Source organism: Albidovulum inexpectatum, assembly GCF_002927635.1.
In the GTDB taxonomy this organism is placed as follows: Bacteria; Pseudomonadota; Alphaproteobacteria; order Rhodobacterales; family Rhodobacteraceae; genus Albidovulum; species Albidovulum inexpectatum.
On the sequence record NZ_PRDS01000001.1, the window covers coordinates 311,341 to 332,379 of the forward strand.

At 65.5% G+C, this 21,039-nt stretch carries 22 protein-coding genes; 14 read left to right on the plus strand and 8 right to left on the minus strand.

Going from position 1 to position 21,039, the window contains the following annotated elements; translation table 11 throughout:
- Positions 1-14: 14 nt before the first annotated feature.
- From LV82_RS01600 to LV82_RS01610, 3 genes are read left to right on the plus strand one after another with little or no spacing between them, the layout of a single operon-like run.
- A complete protein-coding gene (locus LV82_RS01600; RefSeq protein ID WP_104068946.1) occupies positions 15-1,226 on the plus strand; it encodes an NAD(P)/FAD-dependent oxidoreductase in 1,212 nt (403 codons plus the stop codon).
- The gene (rsmD, locus tag LV82_RS01605) at positions 1,223-1,786 is read left to right on the plus strand and encodes a 16S rRNA (guanine(966)-N(2))-methyltransferase RsmD (protein ID WP_104068947.1); all 564 of its coding nucleotides are present in this window, start codon (positions 1,223-1,225) and stop codon (positions 1,784-1,786) included. Before LV82_RS01600 ends, rsmD begins: the two co-directional genes overlap by 4 nt.
- On the plus strand, positions 1,783-2,445 hold the full coding sequence (locus LV82_RS01610; RefSeq protein ID WP_104069282.1) for an HAD family hydrolase: 663 nt from the start codon (positions 1,783-1,785) through the stop codon (positions 2,443-2,445). The genes rsmD and LV82_RS01610 overlap by 4 nt, the downstream gene beginning before the upstream one ends.
- A gap of 5 nt (positions 2,446-2,450) precedes the next feature.
- Here LV82_RS01610 and map read toward each other — a convergent pair whose 3' ends face one another.
- Positions 2,451-3,326: a type I methionyl aminopeptidase gene (gene map / locus LV82_RS01615; protein ID WP_104068948.1), complete on the minus strand. Its 876-nt coding sequence runs from the start codon at positions 3,324-3,326 to the stop codon at positions 2,451-2,453.
- Between the two features lie 119 nt (positions 3,327-3,445).
- Between map and LV82_RS01620 the strand changes: the two genes are divergently transcribed.
- The 4 genes from LV82_RS01620 to LV82_RS01635 are packed head-to-tail and all read left to right on the plus strand — an operon-like array spanning position 3,446 to position 6,415.
- Positions 3,446-4,177, plus strand: a complete 732-nt coding sequence (locus LV82_RS01620; RefSeq protein WP_104069283.1) for a competence/damage-inducible protein A — start codon at positions 3,446-3,448, stop codon at positions 4,175-4,177.
- Positions 4,174-4,911 carry a GNAT family N-acetyltransferase gene (locus LV82_RS01625; RefSeq protein ID WP_104068949.1) on the plus strand — a complete coding sequence of 246 codons (738 nt, stop codon included), beginning with the start codon at positions 4,174-4,176 and terminating at the stop codon, positions 4,909-4,911. Before LV82_RS01620 ends, LV82_RS01625 begins: the two co-directional genes overlap by 4 nt.
- A 5-nt stretch (positions 4,912-4,916) precedes the next feature.
- Positions 4,917-5,483, plus strand: coding sequence for a peroxidase-related enzyme (locus LV82_RS01630; RefSeq protein ID WP_104068950.1), 567 nt, complete (start codon positions 4,917-4,919; stop codon positions 5,481-5,483).
- Positions 5,480-6,415 (plus strand): OmpA family protein, encoded by a 936-nt coding sequence (locus LV82_RS01635; protein ID WP_104068951.1) that lies wholly within the window; start codon positions 5,480-5,482, stop codon positions 6,413-6,415. The genes LV82_RS01630 and LV82_RS01635 overlap by 4 nt, the downstream gene beginning before the upstream one ends.
- A gap of 59 nt (positions 6,416-6,474) precedes the next feature.
- Here LV82_RS01635 and LV82_RS01640 read toward each other — a convergent pair whose 3' ends face one another.
- Positions 6,475-7,380, minus strand: a complete 906-nt coding sequence (locus LV82_RS01640) for a LysR family transcriptional regulator (protein WP_104068952.1) — start codon at positions 7,378-7,380, stop codon at positions 6,475-6,477.
- A gap of 148 nt (positions 7,381-7,528) precedes the next feature.
- On the minus strand, positions 7,529-9,547 hold the full coding sequence (locus tag LV82_RS01645) for an NADPH-dependent 2,4-dienoyl-CoA reductase (RefSeq protein WP_104069284.1): 2,019 nt from the start codon (positions 9,545-9,547) through the stop codon (positions 7,529-7,531).
- A 153-nt stretch (positions 9,548-9,700) separates the two neighbouring features.
- On the opposite strand from LV82_RS01645, the gene leuB reads away from it, so the two are divergent.
- Positions 9,701-10,807, plus strand: coding sequence for a 3-isopropylmalate dehydrogenase (leuB, locus tag LV82_RS01650; RefSeq protein WP_104068953.1), 1,107 nt, complete (start codon positions 9,701-9,703; stop codon positions 10,805-10,807).
- Positions 10,808-10,939: 132 nt separating this feature from the next.
- On the opposite strand, the gene rpsU is transcribed toward leuB, so the two are convergent.
- Entirely contained in the window at positions 10,940-11,146 is a 207-nt protein-coding gene (gene rpsU, locus LV82_RS01655) for a 30S ribosomal protein S21 (protein WP_104068954.1), read from the minus strand.
- 136 nt (positions 11,147-11,282) lie between these two features.
- Between rpsU and LV82_RS01660 the strand changes: the two genes are divergently transcribed.
- From LV82_RS01660 to LV82_RS01675, 4 genes are all read left to right on the plus strand, one after another.
- The gene (locus tag LV82_RS01660) at positions 11,283-11,999 is read left to right on the plus strand and encodes a COQ9 family protein (RefSeq protein ID WP_104068955.1); all 717 of its coding nucleotides are present in this window, start codon (positions 11,283-11,285) and stop codon (positions 11,997-11,999) included.
- Positions 11,996-12,997, plus strand: a complete 1,002-nt coding sequence (locus LV82_RS01665; protein WP_104068956.1) for an NAD(P)H-quinone oxidoreductase — start codon at positions 11,996-11,998, stop codon at positions 12,995-12,997. The genes LV82_RS01660 and LV82_RS01665 overlap by 4 nt, the downstream gene beginning before the upstream one ends.
- A gap of 84 nt (positions 12,998-13,081) precedes the next feature.
- Positions 13,082-13,714 (plus strand): ParA family partition ATPase, encoded by a 633-nt coding sequence (parA, locus tag LV82_RS01670; protein WP_104068957.1) that lies wholly within the window; start codon positions 13,082-13,084, stop codon positions 13,712-13,714.
- Positions 13,715-13,816: 102 nt separating this feature from the next.
- On the plus strand, positions 13,817-14,134 hold the full coding sequence (locus LV82_RS01675; protein ID WP_104068958.1) for an antibiotic biosynthesis monooxygenase family protein: 318 nt from the start codon (positions 13,817-13,819) through the stop codon (positions 14,132-14,134).
- On the opposite strand, the gene LV82_RS01680 is transcribed toward LV82_RS01675, so the two are convergent.
- The 4 genes from LV82_RS01680 to LV82_RS01695 all read right to left on the minus strand — a co-directional run bounded on the left by LV82_RS01680 (position 14,128) and on the right by LV82_RS01695 (position 18,494).
- Positions 14,128-15,162 carry an LLM class flavin-dependent oxidoreductase gene (locus LV82_RS01680; protein ID WP_104068959.1) on the minus strand — a complete coding sequence of 345 codons (1,035 nt, stop codon included), beginning with the start codon at positions 15,160-15,162 and terminating at the stop codon, positions 14,128-14,130. The two genes, LV82_RS01675 and LV82_RS01680, sit on opposite strands and share 7 nt — an antisense overlap.
- 94 nt (positions 15,163-15,256) lie before the next feature.
- Positions 15,257-16,528 (minus strand): bifunctional folylpolyglutamate synthase/dihydrofolate synthase, encoded by a 1,272-nt coding sequence (locus LV82_RS01685; RefSeq protein ID WP_104068960.1) that lies wholly within the window; start codon positions 16,526-16,528, stop codon positions 15,257-15,259.
- Positions 16,529-16,574: 46 nt separating this feature from the next.
- Positions 16,575-17,525 carry an acetyl-CoA carboxylase, carboxyltransferase subunit beta gene (accD, locus tag LV82_RS01690; protein ID WP_104068961.1) on the minus strand — a complete coding sequence of 317 codons (951 nt, stop codon included), beginning with the start codon at positions 17,523-17,525 and terminating at the stop codon, positions 16,575-16,577.
- Positions 17,526-17,588: 63 nt separating this feature from the next.
- Entirely contained in the window at positions 17,589-18,494 is a 906-nt protein-coding gene (locus tag LV82_RS01695; protein ID WP_104068962.1) for a CPBP family intramembrane glutamic endopeptidase, read from the minus strand.
- Positions 18,495-18,648: 154 nt separating this feature from the next.
- On the opposite strand from LV82_RS01695, the gene ilvD reads away from it, so the two are divergent.
- On the plus strand, positions 18,649-20,382 hold the full coding sequence (gene ilvD, locus LV82_RS01700) for a dihydroxy-acid dehydratase (RefSeq protein ID WP_104068963.1): 1,734 nt from the start codon (positions 18,649-18,651) through the stop codon (positions 20,380-20,382).
- On the plus strand, positions 20,363-21,037 hold the full coding sequence (locus LV82_RS01705; protein WP_146065113.1) for a hypothetical protein: 675 nt from the start codon (positions 20,363-20,365) through the stop codon (positions 21,035-21,037). The genes ilvD and LV82_RS01705 overlap by 20 nt, the downstream gene beginning before the upstream one ends.
- Positions 21,038-21,039 lie beyond the last annotated feature (2 nt).

The following is a 21,039-nucleotide window of genomic DNA, read 5'->3' on the forward strand; positions in this document are numbered from 1 at the left end:
AGAGGAGACATCGCATGGGCGACCGGATTGTCATCGTGGGCGCGGGCCAGGCGGGCGCGTCGCTTGCCGCGAAACTGCGCGCGCTGGGACATGACGGGCCGATCACGATGATCGGCGACGAACCCGTTCCGCCCTATCAGCGCCCGCCCCTGTCAAAGGCCTATCTGCTGGGCGAGATGGAGGCCGAGCGGCTGTGGCTGCGCGCGCCTTCCTTCTGGCAGGAAAACGGGATCGAGCTGATCACCGGACACCAGGCGACCGCCATCGATCGCGACCGCCGCGTCGTCCGCGCGGGGGGACGGGAGATCCCCTATGATCAGCTTGCCCTGACCACGGGGGCACGGCCGCGCCGCCTTGCGGCGGAAATCGGCGGCGACCTGCCGGGCGTGCATGTCGTGCGCACGCTGGCGGATGTCGATGCCATGGCGCCCGAGTTTCGCCCCGGACGCCGCGTGCTGATCGTCGGCGGCGGTTATATCGGGCTCGAGGCCGCAGCGGTCGCCTCGAAACTGGGCCTGAAGGTCACGCTGATCGAAATGGCGCCGCGCATCCTCAATCGCGTTGCTTGCAAGCAGACCGCCGACCATTTCCGCGCGCTGCATCAGGCCCATGGCGTGACGATCCGCGAATCGACCACGCTGCAACGACTGGAGGGCGAGGGCCATGTCAGCGCCGCGATCCTCAATGACGGCGAGCGGATCGAGACCGATTTCGTCATCGTCGGCATTGGTATCCTGCCCAATGTCGAGCTGGCGCAGGAGGCCGGCCTGACGATCGAGAACGGCATCTGGACCGATGCCCTGGGGCGCACATCGGACGCGGCGATCTGGTCGGCGGGCGACTGCGCCTCGTTTCCCTGGGCGGGCGGGCGTATCCGGCTGGAAAGCGTGGGCAATGCGATCGACCAGGCGGAATGCGTGGCCATCAACATGCTGGGCGCGAACACGCCCTACCAGGCCCGGCCCTGGTTCTGGTCGGACCAGTATGACGTCAAGCTGCAGATCGCCGGGCTGGGCACCGGCCATGACCGGATCGTGACCCGGCAGGGTGAAGGCGGCGCGGTCAGCTTCTGGTATTTCAGGGGCGACCGCCTGATCGCCATTGATGCCGTCAACGACGCGCGCGCCTACATGATCGGCAAGCGCCTGATCGAGGCGGGAAAGACGGCCGACCCCGACCGGCTGGCCGATCCGGGCTTCGACCTCAAGTCGCTGTTGCGCGCATGAGGATCATCGGCGGAACGCGGCGTGGCCTGAAACTGGCCGATCTTGGGCCGGGCGACGAACAGGCACGGCTGCGCCCGACCTCGGACCGGGTGCGCGAGGCCATCTTCAACCTGCTGACGAACGGCCCCTACGGCAATCCGGTCCATGGCGCGCGCGTGCTGGACCTGTTCGCTGGAACGGGGGCACTGGGGCTCGAAGCCCTGTCGCGCGGGGCGGCGCGCGTGGCCTTCGTCGATGACGGCGCGGTGGCGCGCGCGCTGCTGCGGCGCAATATCGAGAAGATGCAGGCGATGGGTGTCACCGATGTCTGGCGCCGCGACGCAACCCGGATGGGCCCCAATCGCGGCCCGGGCTATGACCTTGTCTTCCTCGACCCGCCCTATGGCCAGGGCTTGGGGGAGCGCGCGGTGGCATCCCTGATCGAGGGCGGCTGGCTTACGCCACAGGCCTTGATCGTGTGGGAGGAAAGCACCCCGCCGGTGCCGCCGGCGGGCATCGAACAGATCGACCAGCGCCGCTATGGCGACACGATCATCACCATATGCAGGGCGGCCGGATGACCCGCCCCTTGCCGCGGCCGGCTGCCGTGCTGTTCGATTGCGACGGCGTGATCGTGGACAGCGAACCGATCACGGATCGGGTGATCGCCCGCAACCTCAGCCGCCATGGCTATCCGGTTACGCCGGACCAGGTTTCGGCCCTTTTCGTCGGCGGCACCATCGCGGGCATCGCCGCTCACGTCCACCGGCAAGGCATTGCCCTGCCCGAGACCTGGGTCGAAGACGTCTATGACGAAATGTTCGCGGCGCTGGCCCGGGGCACGCCCCTGGTCGCGGGGGTTGGGGATGTGTTCGATGCGCTCGATCGCGCGGGCATCCCTTATGCGGTGGGCTCGAACGGACCCCATCGCAAGATGCAGGTCACCCTGGGCCAGCGTCCTGCCATGATGCAACGACTTCAGGGGCGGATCTTTTCGCGTGAGGATGTGGCCCGGCCGAAACCTGCGCCCGATCTTTACCTGCACGCGGCACGCGCGCTGAACGTTCCCCCCGGCGCGTGCATCGTCGTCGAGGACAGTGCGACTGGCGCACGCGCGGCCGCGGCCGCCGGGATGGCGTGCCTGGGCTATGCACCGCACGGGCGGATCGAGCATCTGGCGAGTGAAGGCGCCACGCCGTTTTCCGACATGGCCGACCTGCCGCGGCTTCTTGGCCTGTGACGCGATCAGGCGGCCTTCCACGTCGGATGGAACAGGCCCGCAGGCGATAGCGTGAAGATCTCGCAGCCATCGGCCGTTACGCCCACGGAATGTTCGAACTGGGCCGAAAGCTGCTTGTCGCGCGTGACCGCCGTCCAATCGTCGGACAGAACCTCGGTTTCGGGCCGCCCGAGATTCACCATCGGCTCGATCGTGAAGAACATGCCCTCTTCCAGCACCGGCCCGGTTCCGCGCCGGCCATAGTGCAGCACGTTGGGCGGCGCGTGAAAGACACGGCCAAGCCCGTGGCCGCAGAAGTCGCGCACCACGCTGAAACGCTGGCTTTCGACATAAGACTGGATCGCATGGCCGATATCGCCAAAGGTCGCGCCGGGACGGACGGCCTCGATCCCCTTCATCAGCGCGTCATGGGTCACCTGAATCAGGCGCGCGGCCTTCTTGCTGGGCTTTCCTGCGACATACATGCGGCTGGTATCGCCATACCAGCCATCGACGATCACGGTCACGTCGATATTCAGGATGTCGCCATCGCGCAGCACGTCATCGGCACGCCGCTTCTCGAGATCCTTCGAGATCGTCTCGTCCCGGCTCATCGGGATGGGGGCGCCCGGTATGCCGTGACAGACCACGTGGTTCACCGAAATGCACGAGGCATGCTGATAGCCGCGATAGCCGATCGTGGCCGAACGCACACCCAGCTCCTCGATCCGGTTGCGGATGAAATCGTCCAGCGCGCCGGTCGTGACACCGGGCGCGACCATCGGCGCGACCTCGTCCAGGATCTGGGCGGCGACGCGACCCGCTTCGCGCATTCCGGCAAAATCCTCCGGCTCATGGATGCGGATTCCGTCCTTGGTCACTCGGCCACGGGAAGTCTTCAAGGGTCGCTCCTTTCCTGATCTCGCGGTGTAGATAGTGAACTGCGGGGCCAAAGACCAGAGCCGGGGCTTTCCCGCGCGCCCGCGCCAGCCTAAAGATGCTGGGAAAGACGGGGGAAACCATGCCGAATCCGACAGCCGCAATCCTGATCATCGGGGATGAAATCCTGACCGGCCGCACCCGCGACGCCAACATGCACCACCTGGCGCAAGAGCTGGCCCGCGCGGGCATCGACCTGATCGAGGCCCGCTTTGTACGTGACGACCACGACGCGATCGTGCGCGCGGTCAACGACCTGCGCAAGGCTCATGACCATGTCTTCACCTCGGGCGGGATCGGGCCCACCCATGACGACATCACGGCCGATGCCGTGGCCGCCGCCTTTGGTGTCCCGATCGGGATCCGCGAGGATGCGCGCGCGATCCTGGCCGCCCATTACGACCGCGCCGGGCTGGAATTCAACGCCGCGCGCCAGCGCATGGCGCGCATTCCCGAAGGCGCGACGCTGATCGAAAACCCGATCTCGGCGGCACCCGGCTTCTCGCTGGGCAATGTCCACGTGATGGCGGGCGTGCCGGACATCTTCAAGGCGATGGTCGCATCGCTTCTGCCTCGCCTGACCGGCGGCAAGCCACTGATGTCGCAAAGCTGGCGGGTCGAGCAGGGCGAAGGCGTGATCGCCACGCCCCTGGCCGAACTGGCCGCCGAATTCCCCGATCTGTCCTTTGGCTCCTATCCCTTCATTCAGAACGGGGTCCACGGGTCAAACATCGTCGTGCGCGGCACCGATCCCGCCCGCATCGACGCGGCAATGGCACGGCTGGCCAAACTCTTCCCCAATCCACGCGTATGACCGACCTGTTTGCCGTGACCGAGGCGACATGGCCGGCCGCCGCATTGCACCGGGCCGGTGCCTTTGTCGTGCGCCAAGGGCAGGGCGGCGGCAAGCGTGTCTCTTCGGCCACGCTGGACGGCCCGTGGGATGCGCGGGACATAGCGGCGGCCGAGGCCATGCATGCCCGCCTCGACCAGCCTTCATTGTTCATGATCCGCCCCGGTGAGGAAGCGCTGGACACGGCGCTTGCGGCGCGCGGCTACGTCGTGGTCGATCCTGTCCACATCTTCCACGCCCGGCTCGACGTCGGCGTGCCATTGTGCGGGCCGGTCCCGCCTGTTTCCGCCTTCGAAATCTGGCCGCCTCTTGCGGTCATGCGGGACATCTGGGCCGAAGGCGGCATTGGTCCCGAACGCCAGGCCGTCATGCAGCGGGCAAAGGGCCCGAAGACCGCGATCCTTGCCCGCAGCCGCGACCGCGCCGCGGGCGTGGCCTTTGTCGCAATCCACGACGGAACGGCCATGCTGCACGCATTGCATGTCCTGCCGCAACTTCGTCGGCAAGGATCCGCCGTCAACATCATGCGCAAGGCTGCCCATTGGGCACAAGATCACGGCGCAGGCCAGTTATCTGTCGTCGTCACGCGCGCGAACGCCGCTGCCTGTACATTGTATTCTTCTTTGGGAATGCAGATTGTGGCAGGATATCACTATCGTCTGGGGGGGACGAAAACGGGGATGACGGCACGTTGAAGGACATGGATGCCAAGCCGACGGCGCTTGACCTGCCCATGGTCGAGCCTCTTCCGGTTGAGACCCGGAAGTATTTCGACCTGTGCCAGGAAAAGCTTGGCCTGATCCCGAATGTCCTGAAAGCCTATGCCTTCGACATCGCAAAGCTCAACACCTTCACCACCTTCTACAATGACCTGATGCTGGGCGAAAGTGGCCTGTCCAAGCTGGAACGCGAGATGATCGCGGTCGTCGTTTCCGCGTTGAACCGCTGCTGGTATTGCCAGGTCGCGCACGGGGCCGCGGTGCGGCAGCTGTCAGGCGACCCCGCGCTGGGAGAGGCGCTGGTCATGAACTGGCGGGTTGCGCCGCTCGACGCACGGCAGCGCGCGATGCTGGAATTTGCGGAAAAGCTGACCCAGTCCTCGCACAAGATCGAGGAAAGCGACCGTCAGGCCCTGCGCGATGTCGGGTTTTCGGACCGCGACATCTGGGACATTGCCTCGGTCATCGGCTTTTTCAACATGACAAATCGCATCGCCTCGGCGACCGGGATGCAGCCCAATCCCGAGTATCACGGGGTGGCGCGATGAAACGTCTGCTGACTGCATTGGTTCTGGCGGCACCCGCCCCGGTCATCGCGGCACCCACATTGTCCATGCCGCCCAGCGCCCATGCCACGGCCGAGGAGGTCCGGCCGCTGGAAAGCTATGCGATGCCCATCGGGCCCTGGCATGACGGCAAACTTCCCGCCATCGAGGTACGCGGCGAAGTCACACGCACCGCATGGCGCATTCGCGAAGGTGACACGACGACACTGGCCGTGATGAACCGCCTGCGCGAACAGCTTGTCGCCGAAGGCTTCGAGATCCTGTTCGAATGCGAGTCCGAAGCTTGCGGCGGCTTCGATTTCCGTTATTCGACCGAGATCCTGCCCGAGCCGGACATGCATGTCGATCTGGGCGATTTTCGATATCTGGCAGCGCGCCGCGACGCGGGCGCGACCAAGGACCATTTCAGCCTGCTGGTCAGCCGTTCGGCCGACAGCGCATGGGTCCAGATGATCCGCGTCGGCGCGCCGATTTCCGATCCCACCCCGCTTGCCAGGGCGCGCTTCACGGCCGATGACGCCGCCGCGGATCCAGAAAGATCCGTGACCGACACGCTCGTCGCGCTTGGCAGGGTCGTGCTGGACGATCTGGAATTTGCATCGGGCACAACCTCGCTTCGTCCCGGGGATTATCGCTCGCTTGCCGCGCTTGCCGCCTATCTGAACGAGGATCGCGCCCGCCACGTCACGCTTGTGGGGCACACCGATGCCGATGGCCCGCTTGAGGCCAATGTCGTCATTTCGCGCAAGAGGGCCGAGGCCGTGCGCCGCGCGCTGATCGATCGGTTCGGGGTCAATCCCGACCAGATCGCGACCAACGGCATAGGCTGGCTAAGCCCGATCGCCTCGAACATGACCGAGGAAGGCCGGGCACGGAATCGCCGGGTCGAGGCGTTGCTGACCGCGCCCCGATAGGACATGCCCGTCCTCGATCGAAATCATGCGGCAACGGATTGCCCCGTTGCCGGGACGTTTCACCACAGGTCGGGGCCCTTGTCGGCAAAGGCTTCCGCCAGAAAGTCGATGAAGGCCCGGACCTTGGGCTGCGTGAAGCGCCCGGGCGGATAGACCGCATAGACGCTCAGCGTCTCTTTCGGCAGGCTCGGGATCGCATCTTCCAAAAGGCCCCGCTTCATCGCGTCGGCGTACAGGAAGGACGGCAGATAGGCGATGCCAAGTCCGGCAATCGCCGCCTGCAACAGCGACTGGCCGTCATTCACGGTCAGCCAGCCCTGCGTGCGCACCTGACGCTTTTCCCCCGATGGCGCCGTGATCTTCCAGACATTGCCCGAGGCCTGGTTGGAATAATGCAGCAGCTTGTGTTCGTTCAGATCATCGATCCGCTGCGGGCGTCCAAACTTCTGGAAATAGGACGGTGAGCCGACCATGCGCCGCGTCGTCTCACACAGCTTGCGGGCGCGCAGCGAGGAATCCTCCATTTCGCCCAGCCGGATCGCCATGTCGAAGCCTTCCGAGATCAGTTCGACATAGCGGTTGTTCAGCACCATGTTCAGCGAAATGTCCGGGTATTGGTGCAGGAAACGGCCCAGAATGGGCGACAGCAGACTGACGCCGAAATCTGTCGCCACGGAAATGCGCAAAAGGCCCGAGGGCGCGGCCTGCATCGCGGTGACCAGGGCATCCGCTTCGCCCGCGTCATTCAGAACGCGCCGCGCCCGGTCGTAATAGGCAAGGCCGATCTCGGTCGGGGAGACACGCCGCGTCGTGCGGTTCAAAAGCCGCGCGCCCAGCCGCGCCTCCAGCGAGGAGACATGCTTCGAAACGGCAGACTTGGAAATGCCAAGCTTCTTGGCCGCGTCCGTGAACCCTCCCTGATCAACGACCGCGGCAAAGGCTTCCATCTCTGTCAGTCGGTCCATTGATTTCACCCGTTATATAATGACCGCCGTCATCATGTATCGGGCGCAATTCGGGCAACATTGCGATCTGCGCTGGACAAGACTGGGGTATTGTTCGGCACCAAAATGCCTGAATTCCGTCGTTTCGTTCCAAATCCTTGACAGCGGATCAGATCGTCATGGCCAGCCGCGTGCCCTGGTCGATCGCCCGCTTGGCGTCAAGCTCGGCCGCCACATCGGCCCCGCCGATGACATGCACGGGCTTGCCCATGGCCGCGATCGCGGGTTCCAGCGCGCGCAGGCTCTTCTGCCCGGCGCACAACACGATCGTGTCGGCCTCGATGACCTGGGGATCCTTGCGCTCGGGACCAAAGCTGACATGCAGGCCGGCCTCGTCGATCAGCTCGTAATTCACGCCGCCGATCATGCGCACGCCGCGCGCCTGCAACGAGGCCCGATGGATCCAGCCGGTCGTCTTGCCCAGCCGGCGGCCCAGCTTTTCGGCCTTGCGCTGCAACAGGGTGACCTGACGCGCGGGGCGCGGCGGATGCGGCTGGGTCAGTCCGCCCGGCGCGATCTCGGGGTCCGTGACGCCCCATTCCCGCAGCCATTCCTGCAGGTTCAGCGTCGGGCTTTCGCCTTCGTGGGTCAGGAACTCGGCCACGTCGAAGCCGATGCCACCAGCGCCGATGATCGCGACGCGCTCGCCGACCTCGGCACCGGTAAGCACATCGACATAGCTCAGCACATTGGGGCGATCCTGACCCGGGATTCCCGGATCACGCGGAACGACACCGGTTGCCACGATGACCTCGTCAAAGGGCGCAAGAAGCTCTGCGCCCGCCTCGGTGTTCAGGCGCAGCTCGACGCCGCGCCGGCCCAGCATCGTCGAGAACCAGTCGACCAGCGCGTTGAATTCCTCCTTGCCCGGGATTCGGCGGGCAAGGTTCAGCTGGCCTCCGATCTGGTCGGCTTTCTCGAAAAGCGTGACGCGGTGGCCACGTTCGGCCAGCGCAATCGCCGCAGCCATTCCTGCCGGGCCGGCGCCCACGACGGCCACGGATTTGGGCTTGGCCGCCGGACGCAGGACGATCTCGGTTTCATGGCAGGCGCGCGGATTGACGAGGCAGGTCGAGATCTTGCCTTGGAACGTGTGGTCCAGGCAGGCCTGATTGCAGGCAATGCAGGGCGCGATCTCCTCGGCCCGGCCCTCGGCCGCTTTGAGCACGAAATCGGGGTCGGCGAGGAAAGGACGGGCCATCGACACCAGATCGGCGCAGCCCTCCGCCAGCACCGCCTCGGCCACTTCCGGCATGTTGATTCGGTTCGAGGTGACGACCGGAATATCGACCTTGCCCTTCAGCTTTTTCGTTACCCAGGCAAAGGCTGCGCGGGGCACGCTGGTCGCGATGGTGGGCACGCGGGCCTCGTGCCAGCCGATACCGGTATTCAGCATGGTCGCACCCGCCTCCTCGATCGCGCGGGCAAGACGCATGACTTCGTCCCAGCTCTGCCCCTCGGGCACCAGATCGAGCAGCGAGATCCGATAAATGATGATGAAGTCCCGGCCCAGCGCCTCGCGCGTCCGGCGCACGATCTCGACAGGCAGCCGCATGCGGTTTTCGTAGGCCCCGCCCCAGCGATCTGTGCGCTTGTTGGTCCTGAGGGCAAGGAACTGGTTGATGAAATAGCCTTCGGAGCCCATGATCTCGACCCCGTCATAGCCCGCTTCGCGGGCACGCAGGGCGGCGGTCACGAAATCGCCAATCTGCTTCTCGATGCCTTCCTCGTCCAGTTCCTTGGGCACGAAGGGCGAAATCGGCGACTTGATCGCCGACGGCGCGACGCAGTTCGGCCCATAGGCATAGCGTCCCGCATGCAGGATCTGCATCGCGATCCTTCCGCCCTCGGCATGGACGCGATCGGTCACGACGCGATGATTGGCGATGTCCTGTTCGGTAAACAGGCCGGCCGCCCCGGGAAAGACCGCGCCCTCGGCGTTGGGCGCCATGCCCCCCGTGACCATCAGCGCAACGCCGCCCCGCGCACGGGTGGCATAGAACTCGGCCACCCGGTTCCAGTCCTTCGTCTCTTCCAGATTGGTATGCATCGAGCCCATGATGACCCGGTTGGGCAAAACCACATGCCCCAGATCAAGCGGCGACAGAAGATGCGGATAGGTTGTCATCGATGCCTCCCAGATTTTGGCGCCAAGATGACGCATCAACCCGCCCCGGTCATCATCGACGCTGCGTCAGCAGGCGGGGCAGTCCTGCTTGACCCGATGGCGGCCATTGGCTAGGCGAAGCTGAACGCAACCCAACGCGCAAGGAGCCGCAAGGTGGCCAATCCCTCCATCCTCATTCTTCCCGGCGACGGCATCGGCCCCGAAGTCATGGCCGAGGTCAGGAAAATCATCTCGTGGTTCGACGCAAAGCGCGGCCTGTCCTTCGACGTCAGCGAAGATCTTGTCGGTGGCGCGGCCTATGACGTGCACGGCACGCCGCTGGCCGATTCCACGATGGAAAAGGCGCAATCGGTCGATGCGGTCCTTCTGGGGGCCGTGGGCGGGCCGAAATACGATTCCCTGCCCTTCGAGGTGAAACCCGAACGCGGCCTGCTGCGCCTGCGCAAGGAAATGGATCTTTACGCCAACCTGCGTCCGGCGGTCTGCTTCGATGCGCTGGCCGATTTCTCGTCGCTCAAGCGCGACGTCGTCGCCGGTCTCGACATCATGATCGTGCGCGAGCTGACATCGGGCGTCTATTTCGGCGAACCGCGCGGCATCTTCACCGAGGGCAACGAGCGCGTGGGCATCAACACCCAGCGCTATACCGAATCCGAGATCGCGCGCGTGGCGCGTTCGGCCTTCGAGCTTGCGCGGCGGCGGCGCAACAAGGTCTGCTCGATGGAAAAGGCCAATGTCATGGAATCGGGGATCCTGTGGCGCGAGGTTGTCCAGAAGGTCCATGACGAGGAATATCCAGACGTGGAACTGTCGCACATGTATGCCGACAACGGCGCAATGCAGCTGGTGCGCAACCCCAAACAGTTCGACGTGATCGTGACAGACAACCTGTTCGGCGACATCCTGTCAGACGCCGCCGCCATGCTGACCGGCAGCCTCGGCATGCTGCCCTCGGCCAGCCTGGGCGCGCCGATGGCCAATGGCCGACCCAAGGCACTGTACGAACCCGTCCACGGTTCGGCCCCGGACATCGCCGGCCAGAACAAGGCCAACCCGATCGCCTGCATTCTCAGCTTTGGCATGGCGCTGCGCTATTCCTTTGACCAAGGGGCCGAGGCAGACCGGCTGGAACGCGCGGTCGAAGCGGTCCTGGCCAAGGGCCTGCGCACAGCCGACCTGATGGGGCCGGAAGGCGGCAGCCCGGTCTCGACCAGCGAGATGGGCGACGCGATCGTTCAGGCGCTGGACGAATCGCTGTAAGCCCGCCGGGCAGCTGCAGACATGACCGGGCGCCCCGCGGGGCGCCCTTTCCTGTTGCGACAAAGGAAAACCCCCGGGCCAGAGGCACGGGGGTTCAAATCGTGCGGGTTACCCCGCCAGCGTATTCAGGCGTCAGAGCGCGCCTTCGCGCTGGGCCTTCTTGCGCGCCAGTTTACGGGCGCGGCGAATGGCCTCGGCCTTTTCGCGGGCACGCTTCACCGAGGGTTTCTCGTAATGCTGCCGAAGCTTCATTTCGCGAAAGACCCCCTCGCGCTGAAGTTTCTTCTTCAGAGCACGAAGCGCCTGTTCGACGTTGTTGTCGCGAACGCTGACCTGCATGTGGTTGTCACCACCTTTCCGGGTTAGAGTTGCAATCGATCGCAGGAGCCGTCCCTATAGCAAGAGCCTTGGCACTTGTCCATTCCGCCGCAAGAGGCCAGATTCCACCAGGGACGCAACAGGGGATGACACAGCCATGACGACCGACCCGTCCTTCGAGACAGGCACCGATTCCGCCGACCTGCGCGCCCGGCTTCTGCAGGCTGCGCTGCCTCATGTGGTCTTTGATGGCTGGTCGCAGGCAACCTTCGAAGCCGCCCTGAACGACAGCGGGATCAACCCCGACCTGGCCAGTCTGGCCTGCCCGCGCGGGGCCGTCGATCTGGCCGTGGAATATCACCGGCAGGCGGATGCGCGCATGCGCGATGCGCTGGCGCAGGAAGACCTTTCCGGGATGCGTTTCCGTGATCGGGTCGCCCATGCAATCTGGCTGCGTCTGCAGCTGTGCGACCGCGAGATCGTGCGGCGCGGCGCGGCCCTGTTCGCCCTGCCCCAGAATGCCGCCATTGGTGCGCGGCTGGTCTGGGAGACGGCAGATTCCATCTGGCGCGCGCTTGGCGACCGCTCGGACGACATCAACTGGTACACCAAGCGCGCAACGCTTGCGGCTGTCTGGTCATCGGTCGTGCTGTACTGGCTGGGCGACGACAGCGACGGCCAACAGGCCACGCGCGACTTCATCGACCGCCGGATTGACGACGTCATGCGGATCGAGACGCTCAAGGCAAGGCTGCGTGAAGCGCCGCTTGTGGGCCGGATGCTGTCGGCGCCCCTTCAGATCCTGTCGCGCATTCATGCGCCGTGGGGCACGCCCGAAGATCTGCCCGGCCGCCTGAAGGGAGCATCGAAATGACGCCGCCCGGCAAGATGCGCGCGATCGAGATTTCCCGCCATGGCGGTCCGGAAGTTCTGACACTGGTCGAGCTGCCGGTTCCCCAACCCGGCCCCGGTCAGATCCTGATCGAGATCCACTGGGCCGGCGTGAACCGCCCCGATGCGTTGCAGCGCGCGGGGGCCTATGCGCCTCCGCCATCGGCCTCGCCGCTTCCGGGACTGGAAGCGGCAGGCCGGGTGGCCGCAATCGGGCCCGATGTCAGCCAATGGCAGGTCGGGGATCTGGTCACCGCCCTCTTGCCCGGCGGCGGATATGCCGAATATGCCATCGCGCCCGCGGCCCATGCCCTGCCCATTCCCGCCGGCCTGTCGCTGCGCGAGGCCGCCTGCCTGCCCGAGACCTGCTTTACCGTCTGGACCAACGTCTTCGATCGCGGGCGCCTGCGCGCGGGAGAGCGGTTTCTTGTGCATGGCGGCAGTTCGGGTATTGGCACGACGGCGATCCAGCTGGCCAATGCGATGGGCGCGCGTGTCTTCACGACGGCGGGGACGGCAGAAAAATGCCTTATCTGCGGGGAACTTGGCGCCGAACGCGCGATCAATTACCGCGAGGAAGATTTCGTTGAAATCCTGCGCGCCGAGGGCGGTGCGGACCTGATCCTCGACATGGTGGGGGGCGACTACATTCCGCGCAACATCCGGGCCCTGGCCGATGACGGTCGGCTGGTGATGATCGCGTTCCTTGGGGGACCGAAGGCCGAGTTGAACTTTGCCCAGATCATGGCGCGCAGGCTGACCGTCACCGGATCGACCCTGCGCCCGCAATCGGATCTGGCCAAGGCCCGGATTGCCGAAAGCCTGCGCACCCATGTCTGGCCCCTGATCGAATCGGGCCGGATGCGCCCCGTGATGGATTCCGAATTCCCGCTGGATCAGGCGGCCGAGGCCCATCGGCGGATCGAATCCCCCGAGCACGTCGGCAAGATCGTTCTCAGGGTGCACAAGGATGCAGGCTGAAGCCAACATTCGGCCGCCGCGGATCAAGGCTATGGGCAAACGGCACGCGGCACGCTATGCTGCAACGCAGCAAAAGGTGCGCCCATGACAGGCAAGGTCATCGCAATCGTCCAGCAGAAGGGCGGATCCGGCAAGACCACGCTGGCCGCCAATCTGGGTGTCGCAGCCAGCAAGCGCGGCTTGCAGGTTGCGCTTCTCGATACCGACCCGCAGGGATCGCTGGGCCGGTGGTTCATGACGCGGCGCGAAAGACTGGGCCAGCCCGGGCTGGACTTTTCGACCTCGTCGGCCTGGGGCGTTTCCTATGAATGTGAAAAGCTGAAACGTGTCGCCGATCTGGTGATCGTCGATACGCCGCCCAAGGTCGATGCCGATCTGCGCCCGGCCCTGCGCGAGGCCGATCTGGTGCTGGTGCCCGTCTCGTCATCGCATGTGGATCTGTGGGCGACCGATGGCGTTCTGGACCTGGCGGCGCGGGAAAATCGCGACGCTTGGCTGGTGCTGAACCGCACGCGATCGGGCACGCGTCTGGGTGAACAGGTTGCCCAGGCCGCGGCCGGCCTGAATGCCGGCCTTCTGCAGGCGCATCTGGCCAATCGCGTCGCCTATGCCGAATCCCTGGGCCTGGGCCTTGGGGCGGTCGAAATGGGCCGCGGCGTCGCCGCCGATGAGGTCAGCCGCCTGACCGACGAGGTGCTGCGGCTGCTGGAGGCCTGAGACGGCGCCAGTCACCCGGCATGTCCGCGATCGGCTGTTTGCACTTCGCCCACCCGGGCGCAATACTGGCAACATGCGTCAGCTGCGCAAAAGGGAATCGACATGCCGAAGATCGACGAAAGCTTCACCGGCCAGACAGTCATCACGACGTTCGAAACGATGCCGGGAACGGCGCTGGAACTGATGGATGAACTGAAGGACGCCTATGAGAACTTCATCCGCCATCAACCGGGCTTCATCGCGGCCGGCCTGCACATGAACGACGCGCAGACCCGCATCGCCAATTACAGCCAGTGGCGCGACCGCAAGGACTTTCAGGCCATGCTGCGCACGGCCGAGATGCGCGAACGCAACAAGCGCATCGCCGCGCTCTGCACCCGCTTCGAACCCGTCATGTACGAGGTGTTCGCGACCTACTGATCCGTCCCTGCCAACAGGTCGCGCACCATCGGGGCAACCCGCGTCCCGTACAGTTCGATCGAGCGCATCATGTATTCGTGCGGCAGCGGCCCCGATGAATATTTCATCTCGAACCGGTCCAGACCCAGCGCGCGCACCGTGGCCGCGATCTTGCGCGCGACGGTTTCGGGACTGCCGACATAGAGCGAGCCGCGCTCGATCTCGGCTTCGAACTGGGCACGGGTGACGGGCGACCAGCCTCGTTCACGCCCGATCCGGTCATACAGCGCCCGGTAATGCGGCCAGAGCTGTTCGCGCGCGATCTCGTCGGTATCGGCGACATGACCGGGCGAATGGACCCCGACCGGCCGGTGCGGTCGGTCCAGCTCGGCCTGTGCGCGGCGGTACAGATCCACGTAGGGTCGGAACCGCGACGGCGCCCCCCCGATGATTGCCAGGATCAGCGGCAGATCGTAATGCACCGCCCGCATCACCGATTCGGGCGATCCGCCCACCCCGATCCATACCCGCAGCGGCTGGGCCAGCGGCGGATAGACGGGCTGATCCTTCAGCGGCGGGCGCACCGTGCCCGACCAGGTGACGCGCGGCTGGCGGATCAGACGGGTGAAAAGGTCCAGCTTCTCGTTGAACAGGCGTTCGTAATCCGACAGGTCGAAGCCGAACAACGGAAAGCTTTCGGTGAACGAGCCCCGCCCAAGGATCACTTCGGCCCGGCCGTTCGACAGGGCATTCAGGGTGGAAAACCTCTGGAACAGGCGGACCGGATCGTCCGATGACAGAACTGTCACGGCGGTACCAAGGCGGATGCGCGAGGTCCGCGCGGCGATGGCCCCCAGGACAGGCTCGGGGGCCGAGATGGCAAAGTCGTCCCGATGGTGTTCGCCAAGGCCGATGAAATCCAATCCGACCTGATCGGCCAGAACCGCCTCCTCGACCACGTCCCGGATGACCTGATCGTGCGGCTTCAGACGCCCGTCGGGGGTCTGTGTGACATCGCCGAACGTGTCCAGCGCAAATTCCAGTTCCATCGTTCATCCCCAGAAGGTTGACACCCTGTCTAGCCCATCGGGGATGGGGGACGAAAGGCATGGGAATGCGCGGGGCATGTGCGCCGCTGCACGGTCAGCCGTTTTCGCGCAGAACCTGTCCCGCCAGATAGAGCGACCCGCAGATCAGGATGCGGCTGCCCGGGTCCCTCTGCGCGATGGCGCGCACGGCGTCCAGCACCGATTCGGCCGTCTCGGCATGGATCCCCGCCGCCAAGGCCGCGTCTCGGGTCTGCCCGGCGCTGAGCGTGTTCGGCTCACCGGGAATAGACACGGCCGTCAGGCTGTCGGCGCGGGCCGCGACCGGGCGCAGATAGCCCGCGATATCCTTGGTGTTCAGCATGCCCACGATCAGATGCGTACGCCGTGCGGGCATCCGGGCCAGCGTCTCGGCGACTGCCTGACCGCCCGCGGGATTATGCCCGCCATCCAGCCACAATTCGCATTCGCCCGCTGCATCGACCAGTGGACCGCGTCGCAGGCGCTGCATGCGCGCGGGCCATTCTGCCCGGGTGACGGCTGCCTCGCAGGCCGTTTCGTCGAACCCAAGCTCTCGCAGCGCGGCAATCGCCGCGCCGGCATTCTGAACCTGATGTGGCCCCAGAAGGTTCGGCAGGGGCAGATCCAGCAGCCCGCGTTCATCCTGATAGATCAGGCGGTCATGTTCCTCCCAGACCTGCCAATGCTGGCCATGGACGATCAAAGGCGCCCCGACGCGCGCGGCGGCCTTCTCGATCACCTCCAGCGCCACGGGATCTTGCGGCCCGACGATGCAGGGCACGCCACGTTTCAGGATACCGGCCTTTTCCGCCGCGATCTGGCCCAGCGTGTCGCCCAGATATTGCTGATGATCCAGCGAGATGGGCGTCAGGATCGTCAGACGCGGCCGATCGACGACATTGGTCGCATCCAGCCGCCCGCCCAGCCCGACCTCCAGCAGCGTGTAATCGGCCGGAACGCGGGCAAAGGCCAGAAGCGCCGCGCAGGTCGTGATCTCGAAATAGGTGATCGGCGTCCCGCCATTGGCGTCTTCGCATTCGGCAAGGATCTCGGCCAGATACGCCTCGTCGATCAGTTCCCCGGCAAGACGGATCCGCTCGTGGAAACGTGCCAGATGCGGCGAGGTATAGGCATGCACCCGCAGTCCGGCCGACTCCAGACCCGCGCGGATCATGGCCTGGGTCGATCCCTTGCCATTCGTGCCCGCGATGTGGATCACCGGCGGCAGGGCGCGCTCGGGATGTCCCAATGCGTCCAGCAATCGCCAGACACGATCCAGCGTCAGGTCGATGATCTTCGGATGAAGCGTCATCATGCGCGCAAGGATCGCGTCGGAATGCTCGGTCATGGGCTCTCCGGGGGAAGACAGGCGGTAAACGGGCAGCCGGACGGACCTAGCCGTCCTTCTTGCCGGATTTCTCCGGATTGCCGGATTTTGGCTCGGTCTCTGCGGCAGGCACCTTGTCCGGCGCCGGCAGATCGGCCTTCACGGCGGGCGGCAGGCCCATCATCATGCGGATGATCCGCGTCAGCTCGTCCTTCAGGGCCTTGCGATGCGTGACACGGTCGATCATGCCGTGATCCAGCAGGTATTCCGAACGCTGGAAGCCTTCGGGCAGTTTCTCGCGGATCGTCTGCTCGATGACGCGCGCGCCGGCAAAGCCGATCAGCGCGTTGGGCTCGGCCAGGTGCACATCGCCCAGCATCGCATAGGAGGCCGTGACACCGCCCGTCGTCGGATGGGTCAGCACGACGATATAGGGCAGGCGCGCTTCCTTCAGCATCTCGACCGCGATCGTCGTGCGCGGCATCTGCATCAGCGCCAGAATCCCTTCCTGCATGCGCGCGCCACCCGCGGCGGTGAAGATGACGAAGGGCCGCTTCAGCTTTACCGCCCGTTCGGCGCCGGCAATGATCGCGTTGCCCACATACATCGACATCGACCCGCCCATGAAGGCGAAATCCTGCGCGGCGGCGACGATCGGCGTGCGGTTCATCTCGCCTTCGGCGACCAGCATCGCCTCCTTCTCGCCGGTGGCTTTCTGTGCGGCCTTCAGGCGGTCGGGATATCTTTTCTGGTCCTTGAAATGCAGCGGATCGGCGATCGGCTCGGGGACCTTGATCTCGGTGAAAACGCCATTGTCGAACAGCGCCTCGAAGCGCTTGCGCGGCGAGAATGCCAGGTGATGGTCGCAATTCGTGCAGACATTCAGGTTGTCCGCCAGCTCGCGGTGGAACAGCATCGTCCCGCATTCGGGGCACTTGGTCCACAGGTTCTCGGGCACCTCGCGGCGCGAGAAAAGCGAATTGATCGTGGGCCGGACGAAGTTCGTGATCCAGTTCATCGAGTCTGCCTTGGCATCGCTGCGTCAGGGCATTCAGATAAGCCGCCTCGTCCCGAATTGCAATCAAACCCGCAGGCAGAGCCGCGCCAGAAGCCACGAAACCACCATCAGCCCCAGATCGACGACCAGCGCGGGGCCAGCCGCGGCCGGATCCGACAGGTCGATGGGCAGGATGAACAATGCCAGCCCGTCCATCTGGCCACCCGCGCCGACGACCAGCATCGCAACCGCATTGTTGACGAAATGCAGCGCCATCGCAGCCCCCAGATTCCCCGTCCGCGCCGTCAGATCGCCGGCAAGCAGACCGAAAAGGATGGCCCAGACGGTGATCGCCGATGCATTCGCCCCATACGCGCCCGGCATGTGGTGGCCCAGACCGAACAGAAGCGCGGGCAGTCCCAGCCAGATGAGCGGCGCGCGGAAGCGCGCGGCCAGTTGCGATTGCAGATAGCCCCGGAAGACCAGCTCCTCGCCCCCGGTCTGGATCAGAAGACCGATCAGCGCAAAGGGCAGGAACAGCAGAAATTGCGCAACATCAAGGCCGGGCCGAAGCTCGCCCCCCCACAAGGCCACGGGCAGCATTCCCAGCTGCAACGCGCCAACCGGCACGGCCACGCGCAGGAAGTTGCGCGCAAGGCCGCGCGCCGAAGGGCCGAATAGCGTGCCTGCGCGCCTGCGATGCACCAGGCGCACCGCGGCAATCGGACCCAGCGCCATTCCGATGAACGAATACAGCAGCATCAGCATGGCGCCCGGGGAATCCCCCCGCGCCATGCGGTTGAGGATCGCCCATGCGATCAGCTCTCCATAGCGCGCAGCCAGGAACAGGCTGAGCAGCAGAAGCGGCAGGACATAGCAGAACGCGATCACGACCACGCCCGCGACAAGACGCCACAGTTCGGCCCGGTCGCGTGCCGGGGCGCTGAGGGCTTCCTGTGCCGCCCATGCGGGGATCGGTCGTATCAGCATTGCGCGCGGACGCTAGCGCCACGCGCAATTGTGCGCAATACGGCCCCGCCTGCGGCGCAATCCTTGAAAACCTTTGGCGCGGCGGCCTGGCGGCTTGTGTCGCGCGCACCCCTCGCCTATTCCATTCGGGACGATCCACGTGGAGAAACCGCAGATGACGAACCGCCGCTTTGACAAGTCCAGATTGCCCAGCCGTCACGTCACCGAAGGCCCGGCACGCGCGCCGCATCGGTCGTACTTCTATGCGATGGGGATTTCCGAGGACGAGATCCACCAGCCGTGGGTTGGGGTCGCGACCTGCTGGAACGAGGCCGCGCCCTGCAATATCGCGCTGAACCGTCAGGCCCAGGCCGTCAAGCTGGGCGTCAAGAAGGGCGGGGGCACACCGCGGGAATTCACCACGATCACCGTCACGGACGGCATCGCCATGGGGCACGAGGGCATGCGTTCGTCCCTTGTCTCGCGCGAGGTGATCGCGGATTCGGTCGAGCTGACGATGCGCGGCCATTGCTATGACGCGCTGGTCGGCCTTGCCGGTTGCGACAAGTCCCTGCCGGGCATGATGATGGCGATGGTGCGGCTGAACGTGCCTTCGGTCTTCATCTATGGCGGCTCGATCCTGCCGGGGCGGCTGCATGGCCAGGACGTGACCGTGCAGGATGTCTTCGAGGCCGTGGGCAAGCACCAGGCCGGCACCTATTCGGATGCGGAACTCGCCATCCTTGAACGTGTCGCCTGCCCTTCGGCAGGTGCCTGCGGCGGGCAGTTCACCGCCAACACGATGGCCTGCGTTTCCGAGGCCATCGGCCTTGCCCTGATGAACTCGTCCGGCGCGCCCGCCCCCTATGAAAGCCGCGACCAGTATGCCGAGGCCTCGGGCGAGGCGGTCATGAACCTGATCGAGAAGAACATCCGTGCCCGCGACGTGGTCACGCGCAAGTCGCTGGAGAATGCCGCGCGCGTCGTGGCCTGCACCGGCGGATCGACCAATGCCGGCCTGCACCTGCCGGCCATCGCGCATGAGGCGGGCATCGACTTTGACCTGTTCGATGTCTGCGACATCTTCCGCGACACGCCCTATTTCGTCGACCTGAAGCCCGGCGGGAAATATGTCGCCAAGGACCTGTACGAGGCCGGCGGCGTGCCCGTCGTGATGAAGGAGCTGCGCAAGATCGGCCTGATCCACGAAGATTGCATGACGGCTTCGGGCCGCACGATGGGCGAAGAGCTGGACCGGATCGAGCGCGAGGCCGATGGCCGCGTCATCTATCCCGCCGCCACGCCGATCACCCCGACCGGTGGTGTCGTCGGCCTGCGCGGCAACCTGGCCCCCGACGGTGCGATCGTGAAGGTCGCCGGCATGGCGCCCGAGGAACAGGTCTTCACCGGCCCGGCCCGCGTCTTCGAATGCGAAGAGGACGCCTTCGAAGCCGTCAAGAACCGCGCCTACAAGGAAGGCGAGGTCATCGTCATCCGCAACGAAGGCCCGGCCGGCGGGCCCGGCATGCGCGAAATGCTGGCCACCACGGCCGCCCTTTCGGGCCAGGGCATGGGCAAGAAGGTCGCGCTGATCACCGATGGCCGCTTCTCGGGCGCCACGCGCGGTTTCTGCGTTGGCCATGTTGGCCCCGAAGCCGCGCATGGCGGACCGATCGCGCTGATCCGCGATGGCGACATCATCACGATCGACGCGATCAAGGGCGAATTGTCGGTCGCGTTGTCGGACGAGGAACTGGCCCGGCGCAAGGCCGAATGGAAAGGCCCGCGCGAGACGCAGTATGCCTCCGGGGCGCTGTGGAAATACGCCCAGCTCGTGGGCGGCGCACGCTGGGGCGCGGTCACCCATCCCGGCGCCAAGGCCGAGCGGCATGTCTACATGGATCAGTAGGGCACTGATCGTTCTGGCCGCGGGCGGACTGCTCGCGGCCTGCCAGCCGGGCGCGACGGGCGGCCAGGCCACGCGCTCTATTGCCGTCATGGGCGGGGCCCTGACCATCGCCGGCCCGGCGGGGTATTGCATCGACCGAACCGCCAGCCGCAGCGGCCCCGATGGAGCATTCGTGCTGCTGGGCAGTTGCGCCTCGCTTGGTCGCTCATTGTCATTCGGGTCTCCGCGCTACCCCGCGGTCCTGACGGTTTCGATACTGCCCGGTGCGCCCGAGGCCGCCACTTTCGCCCAGAGTTTTGATGCGATCGATGCGTTCTTCCGCTCTGAAGCCGGTCGGCGGGCGCTTGCGCGTTCGGGGGAGGCCGCGAAGGTCGCGGTTCTTCAGTCCGAAAAACGCGGAGATGTCCTGTTTCTGCGTGTGCGCGACCAATCCCAGGACGAAGGCCGCAGGGTCGAACCCGAATACTGGCGCGCGATCTTTGCCTTGCGGGGCCAGATCGTCACGGCCTCGGCCCTGAGCGTGCCCGAAAGACCGGTGCCGCAGACGGCCAAGCGGCGCATCCTGGAAGAGCTGATCGCGCGGCTGGTCGCCGCAAATCCCGTCGCCAAAGACATCGGAAGCGCCGACTTGAGTCCCGAAGAGTCAAATGGTTAACA